At 63.5% G+C, this 15,405-nt stretch carries 13 protein-coding genes; 11 read left to right on the top strand and 2 right to left on the bottom strand.

What is annotated here, in order from left to right; all coding sequences use genetic code 11:
* Window positions 1-7 precede the first annotated feature (7 nt).
* From Tchl_RS12835 to Tchl_RS12860, 6 genes are all read left to right on the top strand, one after another.
* Window positions 8-3,763, top strand: coding sequence for a nitrate reductase subunit alpha (locus Tchl_RS12835; RefSeq protein WP_075148749.1), 3,756 nt, complete (start codon window positions 8-10; stop codon window positions 3,761-3,763).
* A 138-nt stretch (window positions 3,764-3,901) separates the two neighbouring features.
* Entirely contained in the window at window positions 3,902-5,470 is a 1,569-nt protein-coding gene (gene narH, locus Tchl_RS12840) for a nitrate reductase subunit beta (protein ID WP_075148750.1), read from the top strand.
* 16 nt (window positions 5,471-5,486) lie between these two features.
* On the top strand, window positions 5,487-6,035 hold the full coding sequence (gene narJ / locus Tchl_RS12845; protein ID WP_075148751.1) for a nitrate reductase molybdenum cofactor assembly chaperone: 549 nt from the start codon (window positions 5,487-5,489) through the stop codon (window positions 6,033-6,035).
* A 10-nt stretch (window positions 6,036-6,045) separates the two neighbouring features.
* Complete coding sequence (gene narI, locus Tchl_RS12850; RefSeq protein WP_075148752.1) at window positions 6,046-6,750, top strand: respiratory nitrate reductase subunit gamma; 705 nt, start codon at window positions 6,046-6,048, stop codon at window positions 6,748-6,750.
* Window positions 6,751-6,835: 85 nt separating this feature from the next.
* Window positions 6,836-8,809, top strand: a complete 1,974-nt coding sequence (locus tag Tchl_RS12855) for a type IV pili methyl-accepting chemotaxis transducer N-terminal domain-containing protein (RefSeq protein WP_232311586.1) — start codon at window positions 6,836-6,838, stop codon at window positions 8,807-8,809.
* Window positions 8,806-9,531, top strand: coding sequence for a response regulator (locus Tchl_RS12860; protein WP_075148754.1), 726 nt, complete (start codon window positions 8,806-8,808; stop codon window positions 9,529-9,531). Before Tchl_RS12855 ends, Tchl_RS12860 begins: the two co-directional genes overlap by 4 nt.
* A gap of 55 nt (window positions 9,532-9,586) precedes the next feature.
* Here the strand turns inward: Tchl_RS12860 and Tchl_RS12865 are convergent, their stop codons facing one another.
* Window positions 9,587-9,994, bottom strand: a complete 408-nt coding sequence (locus Tchl_RS12865; RefSeq protein ID WP_075148755.1) for a MarR family winged helix-turn-helix transcriptional regulator — start codon at window positions 9,992-9,994, stop codon at window positions 9,587-9,589.
* A 160-nt stretch (window positions 9,995-10,154) separates the two neighbouring features.
* Between Tchl_RS12865 and Tchl_RS12870 the strand changes: the two genes are divergently transcribed.
* A complete protein-coding gene (locus Tchl_RS12870; RefSeq protein WP_075148756.1) occupies window positions 10,155-10,727 on the top strand; it encodes a YIP1 family protein in 573 nt (190 codons plus the stop codon).
* Between the two features lie 3 nt (window positions 10,728-10,730).
* On the opposite strand, the gene smpB is transcribed toward Tchl_RS12870, so the two are convergent.
* A complete protein-coding gene (gene smpB, locus Tchl_RS12875) occupies window positions 10,731-11,177 on the bottom strand; it encodes an SsrA-binding protein SmpB (RefSeq protein WP_075148757.1) in 447 nt (148 codons plus the stop codon).
* Window positions 11,178-11,308: 131 nt separating this feature from the next.
* On the opposite strand from smpB, the gene Tchl_RS12880 reads away from it, so the two are divergent.
* The 4 genes from Tchl_RS12880 to guaA all read left to right on the top strand — a co-directional run bounded on the left by Tchl_RS12880 (window position 11,309) and on the right by guaA (window position 15,311).
* Window positions 11,309-11,746 carry a type II toxin-antitoxin system RatA family toxin gene (locus Tchl_RS12880; RefSeq protein ID WP_075148758.1) on the top strand — a complete coding sequence of 146 codons (438 nt, stop codon included), beginning with the start codon at window positions 11,309-11,311 and terminating at the stop codon, window positions 11,744-11,746.
* Between the two features lie 2 nt (window positions 11,747-11,748).
* A complete protein-coding gene (locus Tchl_RS12885) occupies window positions 11,749-12,075 on the top strand; it encodes an RnfH family protein (protein ID WP_075148759.1) in 327 nt (108 codons plus the stop codon).
* A gap of 131 nt (window positions 12,076-12,206) precedes the next feature.
* Complete coding sequence (gene guaB, locus Tchl_RS12890; protein ID WP_075148760.1) at window positions 12,207-13,670, top strand: IMP dehydrogenase; 1,464 nt, start codon at window positions 12,207-12,209, stop codon at window positions 13,668-13,670.
* 75 nt (window positions 13,671-13,745) lie between these two features.
* Complete coding sequence (gene guaA / locus Tchl_RS12895; RefSeq protein WP_075148761.1) at window positions 13,746-15,311, top strand: glutamine-hydrolyzing GMP synthase; 1,566 nt, start codon at window positions 13,746-13,748, stop codon at window positions 15,309-15,311.
* Window positions 15,312-15,405: the final 94 nt, after the last annotated feature.

Here is a 15,405-nt window from a genome sequence, read left to right on the forward strand (position 1 = left end):
GTAAACCATGAGTCATTTTCTCGATCGCCTGAGGTTTTTCGACAAGGTCAAAGACACCTTCTCGAACGGGCATGGCATCGTCACCAATGAAGACCGCAACTGGGAGGATGCCTACCGCAACCGCTGGCGCCATGACAAGGTGGTGCGCTCCACCCACGGTGTGAACTGCACCGGCGGTTGTTCGTGGAAGATCTTCGTGAAGAACGGCCTGGTGTCGTTCGAGATGCAGCAGACCGATTACCCGCGCACCCGTGAGGACCTCCCCAACCACGAACCGCGTGGCTGCCAGCGTGGCGCCTCGTTCTCGTGGTACCTGTATTCGCCGCACCGCATCAAGCACCCGATGATCCGCGGTCGCCTGCTCGATCTGTATCGTGCCGAGCGCAAGGCGGGCCGCGACCCGGTCGAGGCCTGGGAAGCGATCCAGAAGGATCCGGCCAAGCGCGACAAGTACGTGCACGTGCGCGGCCTGGGCGGCTTCGTGCGCACGAGCTGGGACGAGGTCACCGAGATCGTCGCCGCGGCCAACGTGTACACGATCAAGAAGTGGGGCCCGGACCGCATCTACGGCTTCTCGCCGATTCCGGCGATGTCGATGATTTCCTACGCTGCCGGCGCACGTTACCTGTCGCTGATCGGCGGCGCCTGTGGCTCGTTCTACGACTGGTACTGCGACCTGCCGGCGGCATCGCCCCAGGTCTGGGGCGAGCAGACCGACGTGCCGGAAGCGGCTGACTGGTACAACTCGACCTACCTGATCATCACCGGCGCGAACCTGCCGATGACCCGTACCCCGGACGCCCACTTCGCCACCGAAGTGCGCTACAAGGGCGCCAAGATCGTGTCGATGGCCCCGGACTACGCGGAATACGTGAAGTTCGCCGACCTGTGGATGCCGGTCAAGCAGGGCACCGACGCCGCCGCCTTCCTGGCGATGGGCCACGTCGCGCTGAAAGAGTTCTACATCAACAAGCAGGACCCGTACTTCCAGGAATACGCGCGCAAGTACACCGACCTGCCGATGCAGGTCGTCCTGCGCAAGCACGGCGAAGGCTACGTCAGCGACCGCAACCTGCGCGCCTCCGACTTCGACGGCAGCCTCGGCGAAGCCAACAACCCCGAGTGGAAGACCATCGTCTTCGACAAGAAGAGCGGCCGCTATATTGCGCCCAACGGCTCGATCGGTTTCCGCTGGGGTGAGGAAGGCAAGTGGAACCTGCTCGAGAAGGCCGGTGCCGAGCAGGGCGAGACCGAAGCCGAACTGTCGTGCATCGACAGCCGTGACGAGGTCGTCTCGGTGGGCTTCCCGCACTTCGTGCCGGGCGAGAAGGAACTGCTGTACCGCAACGTGCCGGTGCGTCGCCTGAAGCTGGCGAGCGGCGAAGAAGTGTTCGTCACCTCGGTGTTCGACATGCAGATCGCCCAGTACGGTATCGACCGCGGCCTCGGTGGCGGCAACGTCGCCAAGTCCTACGACGACGCCAGCGTCGCCTACACCCCGGCCTGGGCGGCGAAGCAGACCGGCGTCAAGGCCGCCGACCTCGAGCGTACCGGCCGCGAGTTCGCCGACAACGCTTCGAAGACCAAGGGCAGGTCCATGGTCATCATGGGCGCGGCGATCAACCACTGGTACCACAACGATCTTGCCTACCGCTCGATCATGAACCTGCTGCACATGTGCGGTTGCGTCGGTCAGACCGGCGGTGGCTGGGCGCACTACGTGGGTCAGGAAAAGCTGCGCCCGCAGGCCGGCTGGGCGCCGATCGCGTTCGCTCTCGACTGGCAGCGTCCGCCGCGCCACATGAACTCGACCTCCTACTGGTATTTCCACACCGACCAGTGGCGCTACGAGACCATCAACGCCGACGAGCTGCTGTCGCCGGCCGGCCCGAACCGCAACAAGGGTTCGTCGCTCGCCGACTACAACGTCAAGGCGGTGCGCATGGGCTGGCTGCCCTCGGCGCCGCACTTCAACCGCAACCCGATGGAGCTCGCCGCCGAAGCCGAGCGCGCCGGCGCCAGCGACGAGGCGAGCGTGTCGAAGTATGTCGTCGATCAGCTCAAGTCGGGCAAGCTCGATGTCGCCTTCGCCGACCCGGATGCCGAGGAAAACTGGCCGCGCAACCTGATCGTGTGGCGCGCCAACCTCATTGGCACCTCGGCCAAGGGCCACGAGTACTTCCTCAAGCACCTCCTCGGCGCCCAGAACGGCGTCATGCAGGAAGGCGGCGCCGGCAACAACTGCAAGGAAGTGAAGTGGCACGAGCACGGCCCCACCGGCAAGCTCGACCTGATGGTGGATATCAACTTCCGCCTGAACTCGACCGGCGCCTACTCCGACATCATCCTGCCGACGGCGACCTGGTACGAGAAGAACGACCTCAACACCACCGACATGCACCCGTTCATCCACCCGCTGGGTGAGGCGGTGACCCCGGGCTGGGAGTCGAAGTCCGACTGGCAGATCTTCCGCACCCTGGCGAAGACCTTCACCGGCCTTGCGGCCAAGCACCTGGGCACCCGCAAGGACATCGTCGCGCTGCCGATGCAGCACGACTCGGCACAGGAACTGGCCACGCCGATGGGGGTGGGCAAGGACTGGAAGCACGGCGAGTGCGAGCCGATCCCGGGCAAGACGATGCCGCTGATCAAGCTGGTGGAGCGCGATTACAGCCAGATCTACAACAAGTACATCGCGCTCGGCCCGCTGATGGTCAAGCTCGGCAACAACGTCAAGGGCATCGACTGGGATACCACCCAGGAGTACGAAGAGCTCAAGAAGTGCAACTACCCGGTGCAGGTTGAGGGTGTCTCGAAGGGCATGCCTTCGCTCGAAGAAGACATCTACGTCTGCGACTCGGTGATGCGCATGGCGCCGGAGACCAACGGCGAAGTGGCGCACAAGTCGTGGAGTGCGCTGTCGAAGAAGACCGGCATCGACCACCACCACCTGTACGCCGGCCGTCACGAGGACAAGATCACCTTCCGCGACATCGTCGCCCAGCCGCGCAAGATCATCACCGCGCCGACCTGGTCGGGGATCGAGTCCGAGACCGTGTCCTACACCGCCGGGTACACCAACATCCACGAGCACATCCCGTTCCGTACCCTGACCGGCCGTGCCCACTTCTACCAGGACCACGAGTGGTTCCTCGACTTCGGCGAAGGCTTCTGCGCCTACAAGCCGCCGGTCGACCTGAAGGCGCACGAGATGGTGCCCGACAGCGTGAAGAAGAAGCCGCACCTGACCCTGTCGTGGATCACCCCGCACTCCAAGTGGGGCATCCACTCCAGCTACCAGGACAACCTGCGCATGCTCAACCTGTTCCGCGGCGGCCCGTACGTCTGGCTGTCCGAGGACGAGGCGGCGAGCATCGGCATCAAGGACAACGACTGGGTCGAGGCGATCAACGGCAACGGTGCGACGGTGTGCCGTGCGGTGGTGTCGCAGCGCATTCCGCGCGGCATGGCGATCATGTACCACGCCCAGGAAAAGAACGTGAACGTGCCCGGCTCGAACACCACCGGCAAGCGTGGCGGCATCCTGAACTCGGTGACCCGCGTCATCGTCAAGCCGACCAACATGGTCGGCGGCTATGCGCAACTGTCCTACAGCTTCAACTACTACGGCACCGTCGGTTGCCAGCGTGACGAAGTCGTGGTGATCCACAAGATCGAGGACCAGGACATCGACTGGCTGGAGCGTCCGCTGACGCCTGAACGCGAAGCCCAGCGCAACCCGGTGGGTATCGGCAAGAAATAAGGAGCAAGGGTCGAGGTGCGGCGGGGACGCCCCGCTGCACCCCCCTCCGGGAATCCGCAAACGTAAGAGCTTTCGGGTGGGATCGGGCAGTCACGGGAATCCCGGCTGCCGGATGCTCGCCCCAGACTGGAGAAACACATGAAAATCCGCGCGCAATTCGCGATGGTGTTCAACCTCGACAAGTGCATCGGTTGCCACACCTGCTCGGTGACCTGCAAGAACGTGTGGACCAACCGCAAGGGCGTCGAATACGCCTGGTTCAACAACGTCGAGTCCAAGCCCGGCATCGGTTATCCGAAGGAATGGGAAAATCAGGAAAAGTGGAAGGGCGGCTGGACCAAGGTCAACGGCAAGCTCGAACTGAAGGCCGGCGGCCGGCTGAGGAAGATCGTGCAGATCTTCGCCAACCCCAACCTGCCGCAGATCGACGACTACTACGAGCCCTTCACCTACGACTACGCCCGTCTGCAAAACGCGCCGCTGTCCGAAGCGGCGCCGACCGCGCGCCCGGTGTCGCAGATCACCGGCGAGAAGATGGACAAGATCACCTGGGGGCCGAACTGGGAAGACGACCTCGCTGGTGAATTCGCCTCCCGTGCGCGTGACAAGAACTTCTCCAACATGGAGAAGGAAATGTACAAGCAGTTCGAGAACACCTTCCACCTCTACCTGCCGCGGATCTGCAACCACTGCATGAACCCGGCCTGTGTGGCTTCGTGCCCGTCGGGCGCGCTCTACAAGCGCGAGGAAGACGGTATCGTGCTCGCCGACCAGGACCGCTGCCGCGGCTGGCGGATGTGCATCTCCGGTTGCCCGTACAAGAAGGTGTTCTTCAACTGGGAATCGTCGAAGGCCGAGAAGTGCGTGGGCTGCTATCCGCGCGTCGAGAACGGTCTGCCGACGGTGTGCTCGGAGTCCTGCGTCGGCCGCATCCGCTACAACGGCATCATCCTCTACGATGCCGACAAGATCTCCGCCGCGGCCGGCACGGACAAGACCACCGACCTCTATCAGCAGCACCTGAGCATGTTCGTCGACCCGTTCGACCCGAAGGTCATCGAGCAGGCGAAGAAGGACGGGATCAGCGACGACTGGATCCTCGCCGCGCAGAAGTCGCCGATCTACAAGATGGCCGTGCAGTGGAAGATCGCCTTCCCGCTCCACCCCGAGTACCGCACCCTGCCGATGATCTGGTACGTGCCGCCGCTGTCGCCGGTGCAGTCGCAGATCGACCAGAAGTCGCTGCCGACCGAAGCCGACGGCGTCATCCCGAAAGCCTCCGCGATGCGCCTGCCGGTGCAGTACCTGGCCAACCTGCTGACTGCCGGCGAGGAAAAGCCGATCGTCGATGCGCTCAACCGCATGATCGCGATGCGTTCCTACCAGCGCTCGGTCCACGTCGAAGGCAAGGCCGATACCCGTGCGCTCGACGCGATCGGCATGACCGAGGGCATGGCGAAGGAAATGTACCGCTACCTCGCGATCGCCAACTACGAAGACCGCTTCGTCATCCCGACCTCGAAGGAAGAGATGCGCCTGGACGACTACTACGGATTCCAGGGCCAGGTCGGCTTCAGCTTCGGCAACGAGTCTTCGGTCGGTATCTCGCCGAACTCGCTGTTCCCCGAGCGCCGCAAGGACACGGTCGAGTCGCGCCTGATGGCTCCCAATGCCACCGAGCACGACGTCACCGGCGAGCACTACTGAAAAAGGAGTTGCAGCGATGCAAACCTACAAACTGCTGGCCGTACTGCTCGACTATCCGGGCGGCGAGATCATCGATGACCTGCGCAGCGCCGCCGCCGAGAAGGGCGGTGCGCTCGGGCTGGTCGAGTCGATCGACCGCGATCGGCTGTTTTCGGCCGGTGAGCATGCGCGTATCGCGGGCTTCATCGATTGGGCACTGGCCCAGGATCAGACCGAGCTCGAGGGCAGCTACGTCAAGACCTTCGATCTGACCCCCGAGCACAGCCTGCATCTGACCCACCATGTTTTCGGCGACGACAAGAACCGTGGTCCGGCGCTGATCGACCTGTCGGAGTACTACAAGTCGTTCGGTCTGCAGCACGACGAGCACGAAATTCCCGATTATCTGCCGATGATGCTGGAGTTCGTCTCGCAACTCGAGGAAACCGAGGCGCGGGTCTTCCTGACCGACGCCGTCAAGGTCTTCAACGTGCTGGCGTCCAACCTGGAAAAGGCGGAGAGCCCGTACGCCGCGCTCGTCCGCGTCATCGAAAACCACAGCTCGCTCGCCAAACTGGCAGCCTGAGGAGAGCAACATGTCTTTGACCAAACTGATTTTCGGGGTCTATCCCTATATCTGTCTGACCGTGTTCGTGATCGGCAGCTGGATCCGTTACGACAACGAGCAATACACCTGGAAGACCGACTCGTCGATGCTGCTGTCGAAGTCGGGCATGCTGGTGGCGAGCAACCTGTTCCACGTCGGCATCCTGATGATCTTCCTTGGCCACTTCGCCGGTCTGGTGCTGCCGCACGGCCTGTGGCTGGCGCTCGGCGTGTCCGACCTGACCCACCAGTGGATCGCGATCTGGGCCGGCCTGGTGTTCGGTACGATGTGCCTGCTCGGCGGCAGCTTCCTGTGGTATCGCCGCATGTACAACCCGCGCATCCGTCTCAACAGCCGCCGCAGCGACGTGTTCGTGATCACCTGGCTGATGATCACCCTGATCCTGGGGCTGAGCACGATTCCGTTCTCGATCGGTCATGCCAACAATGGTGATCCGGCGGTGATGCTGGCGCTGGCCGAGTGGGTCAAGAGCGTGCTGCTGCTGAACCCGCAGCCCGAGCTGATGGAGGTGGTCGATCCGATCTTCCGCGCCCACATCTTCTTCGGCATGACGGTGTTCCTGGTCTTCCCCTTCACCCGCCTGGTGCACATCCTGACCGCGCCGTTCAACTATCTGGGTCGCGCCTACCAGATCGTCCGGACCAAGCGTCGCGTCGAAGCACGTCAGTCCTGACCTTCCGCGCAGGCAGGGCAAGGCGCGCGGCGGATTTACCGTCGCGCGTCTTGCCTTTCGGGCTGTTTGGCCCTAGCTTGCGCGAATGAATTCGACTCAATCTACTTTGATGTTGCTGCGCGGCTCCGGGCTGTCGGTCAAGATTACGGCGATCCTGCTCGGTTTCTTCCTGGCCGCGCTGACCGCAATCGGACTGACGCTGTTTATTTCCTGGCACCTGGAAGGGGCCGCGGCGGCGATCAACGACGCGGGCAGCCTGCGCATGCGCATGTACCGGCTCGCCCACCATCTGGCCCGCACCGACGAGCTCGGCCAGATCCCTTCGGCGACGTTTGCCGTCGACCTCCGGCAGCGGGTGGACGAATTCGAAAACGTACTCGTCAATCTGCGCGCAGGCGACCCCAAACGCCCGCTCTTCCTGCCCCGGGACGACGGCATCCCGGAGGATGTCGAGCGTTTGTACGAAGACTGGCGGAAGCGCCTGCGCCCGATCCTCGAGGATGTCGTGAATACGCCGACACCGGCGATGCTTCACGCGAAGGCGCTTGACTTCGACGCCCAGGTCGCGGCCGCGGTGGCCACGATCGATGACATCGTGCTGCGCATGGAACACAGCTACGGGCGCAACACCAACATCCTGCGCGCGTCCCAGGTGGGGCTTGTGGTGCTGGCGGTGATCGGCACTTTCGTGCTGCTGCGCTTTTTCTTCCTGACCGTGATCCGGCCGCTTTACGAACTCCAGGTGGGCGTCAAGCGGATGGAAAAAGAAGATTTCGATGCGCGCGTGCCGGTGCTCGCCAATGATGAATTCGGCGAATTGTCCGTGGGCTTCAACCAGATGGCGGCACACCTCCAGGACCTCTATGCCACGCTCGAAGAGCGTGTGGATGCGAAGACGCGGAGCCTCGAAAGCCGGAATCGCGAGCTCAGGATCCTGTACGACATCGTCGGTTTCCTGCGTGAGCCCAACGACGTCGATTCCTTGTGCCGAGGCTTCCTCGAGCGCGTGCAGAAAACCATGGGAGCGACCGCGGGTTCGGCGCGCCTGCTCGATCTGGAGTCGCGCAATCTGTGCATGATCGTGCACGATGGCCTTGCGGATGATTTTCTCGACCGCGAGGAAGTGCTCGCGTGCGGCGAGTGCGCCTGCGGAGAAGTGGTGCAGGGGGGGCGTTCGTTGGCGCTGGATGTGCGTGAGGGAAGCCTCGACCTGACGCGCGACGCGTGCGCCCGCGCTGGGTTTCAGACCGTCTCGGCAACGTCGATCACGGCCAACAAGCGCCCGCTGGGGGTGTTCAACCTGTTTTTCGCGACCCCGACCTCGATCAGCGAACAGGATTCGCAGCTGCTCGAAACCCTCGGGCAGCAGCTGGGTATCGCGATCGAGAACCAGCGCCTTCATGCGCGTGAGCGCGAACTGGCGGTCTCCGAAGAGCGCAACCTGCTCGCACGCGAACTGCACGACTCGATCGCCCAGGGGCTGGCCTTCCTCAACCTGCAGGTGCAGATGCTGGAGCGCGCGCTGGCCGAAGACAAGGAACAGGATGTCCGCAATACGGTCGACATGTTGCGGCGCGGCATCCAGGAGAGCTACGAGGATGTGCGGGAACTGCTGGTGCACTTCCGCACCCGCGTCGAGCAGCAGGATCTGGATGCCGCGATCGCGGCGGCGCTGAGGCGGCTCGCCGAACAAACCGGCGTTGCCACCGATCTCGAGGTCCAGGGCGATGGTGCGCCGCTCGACCCCGAAGCCGAGACCCAGGTTCTGTACATCGTCCAGGAAGCGCTGTCCAATGTGCGCAAACACGCCAATGCGAGCTCGGTGTCGGTCAGCCTGCGTCGCGGGCGGCACGGGCTGTCGGTGACGGTGCGCGATGACGGGGTCGGCTTCGTCGAAGGGCAGGCGGTCAATGATGGTGGTGAAGCCCATATTGGCCTGCAGATCATGCGCGAGCGCGCGCTGCGGATCGGCGGCCACTTTGCCGTGCGCTCGTCGCCGGGGCGCGGAACCGAGCTGCGGCTGCAGCTGCCCAGGACCAACAACAAGGTAGCAGCATGAAGGCAAGCGCGATTCGTGTCCTCCTGGTCGATGACCATACGCTTTTTCGCAGCGGGATCCGCTCGTTGCTGCAGAGCTACCCGGAATTCGAGGTGGTGGGCGAAGCGGGCGATGGCCGTGAAGGCATCCACCTGGCCGCGCAGTTCCGGCCCGAAGTCGTGCTGCTCGATCTGAACATGCCCGGTCTGTCGGGGTGCGAGACGGCACGGCTGATCCTCGAGGAATCGCCCGAATCACGGGTGCTGATGCTGACCGTGTCCGAAGATGCCGACGACCTGATCGATACCCTGCGTGTCGGCGCCTGCGGCTATCTGCTGAAGAACATCCAGGCCGAGACACTGGTGTCCGCGATCAATACCGCGGCTCAGGGAGAATCGGTGGTGTCGCCACAGATGATGGGCAAGCTGCTCAACGGAGTGCGCGGCGCCGTCGCTCAGGAGCCGCGAGGGAGCGCGCGGATCGGGCGCATTGCTGCGGGCGCAGCGCAAGCGGCGGGGGTCGAAGGCGGGGATCTCGACAAGCTGTCGCCGCGCGAACGTGAAATCCTGCAGTACGTCGCCCGCGGTCAGAGCAACAAGGAAATCGCCCGTGCCCTCGACGTGGCTGAAAGCACGGTCAAGATCCACGTTCAGAACATGCTGCGCAAGCTCAATCTGAGCAGCCGGGTGCAGGCTGCCGTCTATGCGGTGGAAAACGGACTGGCGCAAACCCCCGATCTCTGACGGCTCCCGCCCGCTCTGCGCGTGGCTGCAGTGCGCAACCCCGGCGCACGGGCATTCAACGCAAGTGCGTGACCACTTCGTGAAACACGCCTTCGAGTTCCTTCAGCTCCTGGCGGTGACGATCGGCAATGCGGGCGACCAGAGCCTCTCCGGCCGTGGTCAGGTGCACTTCGACCGCGCGGCGATCTTCACGCCCCGGCCGGCGTTCCACCAGGCCAAGCTTTTCACAGCGGGAAATGAGTGACACCACGCCGTGCTGGTGCGCCTGCAGGCGCTCGGCCAGTTCCCCGACCTGAGCCCAATCGCGGCCGGGAAAGCCCTTGATCTGCAGCAGCAGCAGATACTGCAGGTTGGTGATGCCGTGGCGGCGGGTCAGCAGTTCGGAAAAACGCAGGAACTTGCGCAACTGATAGCGAAAGTCGGCGAGCGTTTCGAATTCTGCTTTTTCGAGTGGAATTTCCATGATGTCGAAATTTTAATCGTAGGGGGCCGGCTTGCGAAGCCGTCCTTGCATTTACATGGGTGAAGTCTAATATCAGAGTGTGATGTATCTATCTTGGGCGGTGCCTTACCGGGTTTCCGGCGGTACACCAAGAGCCGATTGGCGCAAGGAGGGCGTGATCATGAACCTGATGCAATTTCCGCAGATGCTGGTTTCAACTCACGCCGGCTGGGACGAGATCGAGCGTCGCCGGCCGGAGATGGGCACGATGTTCCTGCGCCTGGTGCTGCCGCTGTCCCTGCTGCCGCCGCTGATGATCCTGTACGCATCCACCGGCGTCGGTGCGAGCGTGTTTCCCGATGCCAGCCATGAAAACTGGCTGCTGGCGGCGATGCTTTTTTTTGTCGTCGAGCATCTTAGCGTCCCCCTGATGGCCGGATCGATCCGCGAGGCCGCGATCGCCAAGGGGGCAAGCGGTAATCTGCATGATGCCTACATGGTGGCGTCGATCTCTCCGGTGCCGCTGTGGCTGTCGTCGCTGGCGCTGTTTTTCGACCAGCCCTGGCTGGTGGTGATGTTCGCGCTGCTGGCACTGGCGGCATCGGGGGTGTTGGTTCATCACGGGGTCCGGCGTCTGCTGCGGGTGCGCGAGGACGTCGATGCCACCGATATGGCGGTGCAGGTGACCAGCCTCGGTGTGCTGGCGTGGCTGCTGCTGCTTGCCGTCGGTGTGCTGCCGTTGTGGCTGCTGTAAGGCTCAGGCCTTGACCCGCATCAGGCGCTGCTTTTCGCGCTCCCAGTCCTTTTTCTTCTCGTCTTCGCGCTTGTCGTGCAGCTTCTTGCCCTTGGCAAGCCCGATCTCCAGCTTGATGCGGCCCTTGACGTAGTGCAGGTCGAGCGGGACCAGGGTATAGCCCGCCCGTTCGACCTTGCCGATCAGGCGGGCAATTTCCTTTTTGTGTAGCAACAGCTTGCGGGTTCGCGTCGGATCGTGGCTGACATGGCTCGATGCCGTGGCCAGTGGCGTGATGTGCATGCCGAACAGGAAAATTTCCTCGTTGCGGATGATGACGTAGGATTCCTTGATGTTCGCACGGCCGGCGCGGATGGCCTTGACCTCCCAGCCCTCGAGGACGATGCCGGCTTCGTGCCTTCCCTCGATGGAGTAGTCGTGGTGGGCCTTGCGGTTCTCGATGATGCTCATGATGTGGAAATCCTTCGGACGCGGTGCGTGCCCTGCGGACGGGCATGCCTGCATGCGGTAGAATCGCGCATTTTAACAGCTCGGATGCGCCCTCGTTCTGTCCGATGCACACACCGCTCGACGATTGTTTCATGGCCGATGTCAAGAAGCTGGTACTGATCGAATTTACCCCCACGCAGATGTTCGAGCTTGTCGACCACTGCGAGGACTATCCCTCGTTTCTGCCTTGGTGCGGCGGCACCGAGGTCCGCGCGCGAACCGATACACTGACCGCGGCCACCATCCACATCAACTATCACGGGATCAAGGCGCATTTCAGTACGGAGAACACCAAACGTTACCCGACCGAAATGAAGCTGCGCCTCACCGATGGGCCCTTCACCCACCTTGACGGGCACTGGCTATTCACCCCGCTCGGCGATACCGCCTGCAAGATCGAGTTCAGCCTGCACTACCAGTTTTCCAGCAAGCTGCTCGAAAAAGTGCTGGGGCCGGTGTTCAATCACATCGCCAATACCTTCGTCGATTCCTTCGTCAAGCGCGCCGGGCAGATTTACGGAAGGGGATGAGGATGAGCACGATGGTCGATGTCGAAGTGGTGTATGCGCTGCCGCAGCGCCAGGAACTGGTGCAGGTCCGGGTACCCGAAGGTTCGACCGTGCACGATGCGATCGCGGCCTCCGGCCTGCTCGACAGGTATCCGGACATCGAACTCGAGCGGCGGAACAAGCTTGGCATTTTTTCCCGGCTGGTCAGGGCGGACGCCGAGGTGCGCGACCGTGACCGGGTCGAGATCTACCGTCCCCTGATCGCTGATCCGAAGGCAGTGCGCAAGAAACGGGCGGACGAAGGCAAGGTGATGAAAAAAGGCGGCGGCTCCGCCGAGGGCGAGAGCTGAACTCTGCGCGGCAGCGCGCAAGACCGCGCTGGAAAGCGCGCGCTCGGACCATCGGCGATCTCCGGATCGGGTCGCTTACATGGTGATGGGGGCCTCTGTATAATGCGGATTTGGTCGAAAGGAAAAAAACCATGCGAGTGATCCAGAAGGCGCTGACCTTCGATGACGTCCTTCTCGTTCCTGCCCACTCCACGGTTCTTCCGCGCGATGTGAGCCTGCAGAGCCAGGTCACGCGCCGCATCCGCCTCAACATTCCGCTGGTGTCCGCCGCGATGGACACCGTTACCGAAAGCCGCCTGGCCATCGCTCTGGCACAGGAGGGCGGCATCGGGGTGATGCACAAGAACCTGACCCCGGCCGAGCAGGCCGCCGAGGTGCACAAGGTCAAGCGCCACGAGTCCGGCATTCTCAAGGATCCGATCACGATCGCCCCGACGATGACGGTCGGCGAGGCGATTGCGTTGCAGCGTCAGCACCGCTTTTCCGGCGTGCCGGTGGTAGCCGGGGGAAAAGTGGTGGGGATCGTTACCAACCGTGACACCCGCTTCGAGACCCGGCTGGACCAGCAGGTGTCGGCGGTGATGACGCCGCAGGACCGCCTGGTCACCGTGCGCGAAGGGGCGAGCCTGGATGAGGCGCGGGAACTGCTCCGCGTGCATCGTCTCGAGCGCGTGCTGGTCCTGAACGATGCCGGAGAGTTGTGCGGGCTGATTACCGTCAAGGACATGATGAAGGCCACCGAGCACCCGCTTGCGGCCAAGGACGAGCAGGGCCGGCTGCGGGTGGCGGCCGCGATCGGGGTCGGCGAAGGCACCGAAGAGCGCGCCGAACGCCTCGCCGATGCGGGCGTCGACATGATCGTGGTTGATACCGCGCACGGCCATTCGCAAGGTGTGCTCGATCGCGTGAACTGGGTCAAGAAACGCTTCCCGCAGATCGAGGTCGTCGGCGGCAACATCGCCACTGCAAATGCCGCACGCGCGCTGGTCGATGTCGGCGCCGACGGGGTCAAGGTCGGCATCGGCCCGGGCTCGATCTGCACCACGCGCATCGTCGCCGGGGTCGGCGTGCCGCAGATCACCGCAATCGACAACGTGGCCAACGCGCTGGCCGGTAGCGGTGTGCCGATGATCGCCGACGGCGGCATCCGCTTCTCGGGCGACATCGCCAAGGCGATCGCAGCGGGGGCCGACGTGGTCATGCTGGGTGGCCTGTTCGCCGGCACCGAGGAAGCGCCGGGCGAGACCGTGCTGTTCCAGGGGCGTTCCTACAAGGCCTACCGTGGCATGGGCTCGCTCGGGGCGATGCAGAAAGGGGCGGCCGACCGTTACTTCCAGGACGAGAACACCGGCAACATCGACAAGCTCGTGCCTGAGGGGATCGAAGGTCGGGTTCCCTACAAGGGAGCGGTCACCGCCGTGATCCATCAACTCATCGGCGGGTTGCGCGCCTCCATGGGCTACCTCGGCAGTGCCGACATCCCGACCCTGCACGCGCGCGCCGAGTTCGTCGAAATCAGCTCGGCAGGCATGCGCGAATCCCACGTCCATGACGTGCAGATCACCAAGGAAGCGCCCAACTACCAGATCAGCTGATCGGCGCTGACCGCAACGACGGGCGGCTGTCACAGGCCGCCTTTCCTTTTTTCGACGCTGGAGACCTTCGCGCTCATGGCTCACCAGAAAATCCTCATCCTCGACTTCGGCTCCCAGGTCTCCCAGCTCATCGCCCGCCGGGTGCGCGAGCAGCAGGTGTATTGCGAACTGCATCCCTTCGATGTGTCCGACGAATTCGTGCGCGCTTTCGGCGCCCAGGGTGTGATCCTGTCCGGCGGGCCGAACTCGGTCTATGAAGCCGAAGACTGGCGCGCACCGCAGGCGGTGTTCGAACTTGGCGTGCCGGTGCTGGGCATCTGCTACGGCATGCAGACCATGGCCTCGCAACTCGGCGGCAAGGTCGAAAGCTCGGCTACGCGCGAGTTCGGCTACGCCGAGCTGCGCGCGCGCGGACACTCGAAGCTGTTCGAGGGCATCGAGGACCGCAGCAACGCCGAAGGCCATGGCCTGCTCGACGTGTGGATGAGCCACGGCGACAAGGTCACCGGGCTGCCGCCAGGCTTCAAGGTCATCGGCAGCAACGAATCCACCCCGATCGCGGCGATGGCCGACGAGGCGCGCGGCTTCTACGGCGTGCAGTTCCACCCCGAAGTCACGCACACGATCAAGGGCAAGGAGATGATCGCCCGCTTCGTGCACGACATCTGCGGCTGCGGCTGCGACTGGAACATGCCCGACTACATCGAGGAGGCGGTGCACAAGATCCGCGAGCAGGTGGGCGACGAGGACGTCATCCTCGGCCTGTCGGGCGGCGTCGATTCTTCCGTGGCGGCCGCCCTGATCCACCGCGCGATCGGCGACCAGCTCACCTGCGTGTTCGTCGATCACGGCCTGCTGCGCCTCAATGAAGGCCGGATGGTCATGGAGATGTTCGCCGGCCGGCTCCACGCCAAGGTGGTCCATGTCGATGCCTCCGGGCAGTTCATGGGGCACCTGAAGGGCGTCACCGACCCCGAGCAGAAGCGCAAGATCATCGGTCGCGAGTTCGTCGAGGTGTTCCAGGCCGAGGCCAGGAAGCTTCCGAACGCGAAGTGGCTCGCCCAGGGCACGATCTACCCCGATGTGATCGAGTCCGGCGGTGCCAAGAGCAAGAAGGCGCACACGATCAAGAGCCACCACAACGTCGGCGGCCTGCCCGAGACCCTCGGCCTGAAGCTGCTTGAGCCGCTACGCGACCTGTTCAAGGACGAAGTCCGGGAACTCGGGGTGGCGCTCGGCCTGCCGCACGACATGGTCTATCGCCATCCCTTCCCCGGCCCCGGTCTGGGGGTGCGCATCCTCGGCGAAGTGAAGCACGAATACGCCGACCTGCTGCGCCGCGCCGACGCGATCTTCATCGACGAACTGCGCGCCGCGGACTGGTACGACAAGACCAGCCAGGCCTTCGCCGTGTTCCTGCCGGTCAAGAGCGTGGGCGTGATGGGCGACGGTCGCACCTACGAATACGTCGTCGCGCTGCGCGCGGTGGAAACCCAGGACTTCATGACCGCGCACTGGGCGGAGCTGCCGCACAGTCTGCTGGGCAAGGTCAGCAACCGGATCATCAATGAAGTCCGCGGCATCAACCGCGTGGTGTACGACATCTCGGGCAAACCGCCGGCGACGATCGAGTGGGAGTGAGGTGGATTGAGATTGCCGTTATTAATCAACGAGATAGGCGTTTCTGTTGATAATTGCATGGCGACATCAACGGCGTATTGAGCGTCCGGAAGCT

Origin of the sequence: Thauera chlorobenzoica (genome assembly GCF_001922305.1) — a bacterium.
GTDB lineage: Bacteria > Pseudomonadota > Gammaproteobacteria > Burkholderiales > Rhodocyclaceae > Thauera > Thauera chlorobenzoica.

Excerpts from the sequence above, each read along its gene's own strand:
- Tchl_RS12880 (WP_075148758.1), top strand. The coding sequence starts at position 11,309 with ATGGCCGATGTCAAGAAGCTGGTACTGATCGAATTTACCCCCACGCAG.
- guaA (WP_075148761.1), top strand. The coding sequence starts at position 13,746 with ATGGCTCACCAGAAAATCCTCATCCTCGACTTCGGCTCCCAGGTCTCC.
- Tchl_RS12855 (WP_232311586.1), top strand. The coding sequence starts at position 6,836 with ATGAATTCGACTCAATCTACTTTGATGTTGCTGCGCGGCTCCGGGCTG.
- narH (WP_075148750.1), top strand. The coding sequence starts at position 3,902 with ATGAAAATCCGCGCGCAATTCGCGATGGTGTTCAACCTCGACAAGTGC.
- Tchl_RS12865 (WP_075148755.1), bottom strand. The coding sequence starts at position 9,994 with ATGGAAATTCCACTCGAAAAAGCAGAATTCGAAACGCTCGCCGACTTT.
- Tchl_RS12860 (WP_075148754.1), top strand. The coding sequence starts at position 8,806 with ATGAAGGCAAGCGCGATTCGTGTCCTCCTGGTCGATGACCATACGCTT.
- Tchl_RS12870 (WP_075148756.1), top strand. The coding sequence starts at position 10,155 with ATGAACCTGATGCAATTTCCGCAGATGCTGGTTTCAACTCACGCCGGC.
- Tchl_RS12835 (WP_075148749.1), top strand. The coding sequence starts at position 8 with ATGAGTCATTTTCTCGATCGCCTGAGGTTTTTCGACAAGGTCAAAGAC.
- narI (WP_075148752.1), top strand. The coding sequence starts at position 6,046 with ATGTCTTTGACCAAACTGATTTTCGGGGTCTATCCCTATATCTGTCTG.
- narJ (WP_075148751.1), top strand. The coding sequence starts at position 5,487 with ATGCAAACCTACAAACTGCTGGCCGTACTGCTCGACTATCCGGGCGGC.
- Tchl_RS12885 (WP_075148759.1), top strand. The coding sequence starts at position 11,749 with ATGAGCACGATGGTCGATGTCGAAGTGGTGTATGCGCTGCCGCAGCGC.
- smpB (WP_075148757.1), bottom strand. The coding sequence starts at position 11,177 with ATGAGCATCATCGAGAACCGCAAGGCCCACCACGACTACTCCATCGAG.
- guaB (WP_075148760.1), top strand. The coding sequence starts at position 12,207 with ATGCGAGTGATCCAGAAGGCGCTGACCTTCGATGACGTCCTTCTCGTT.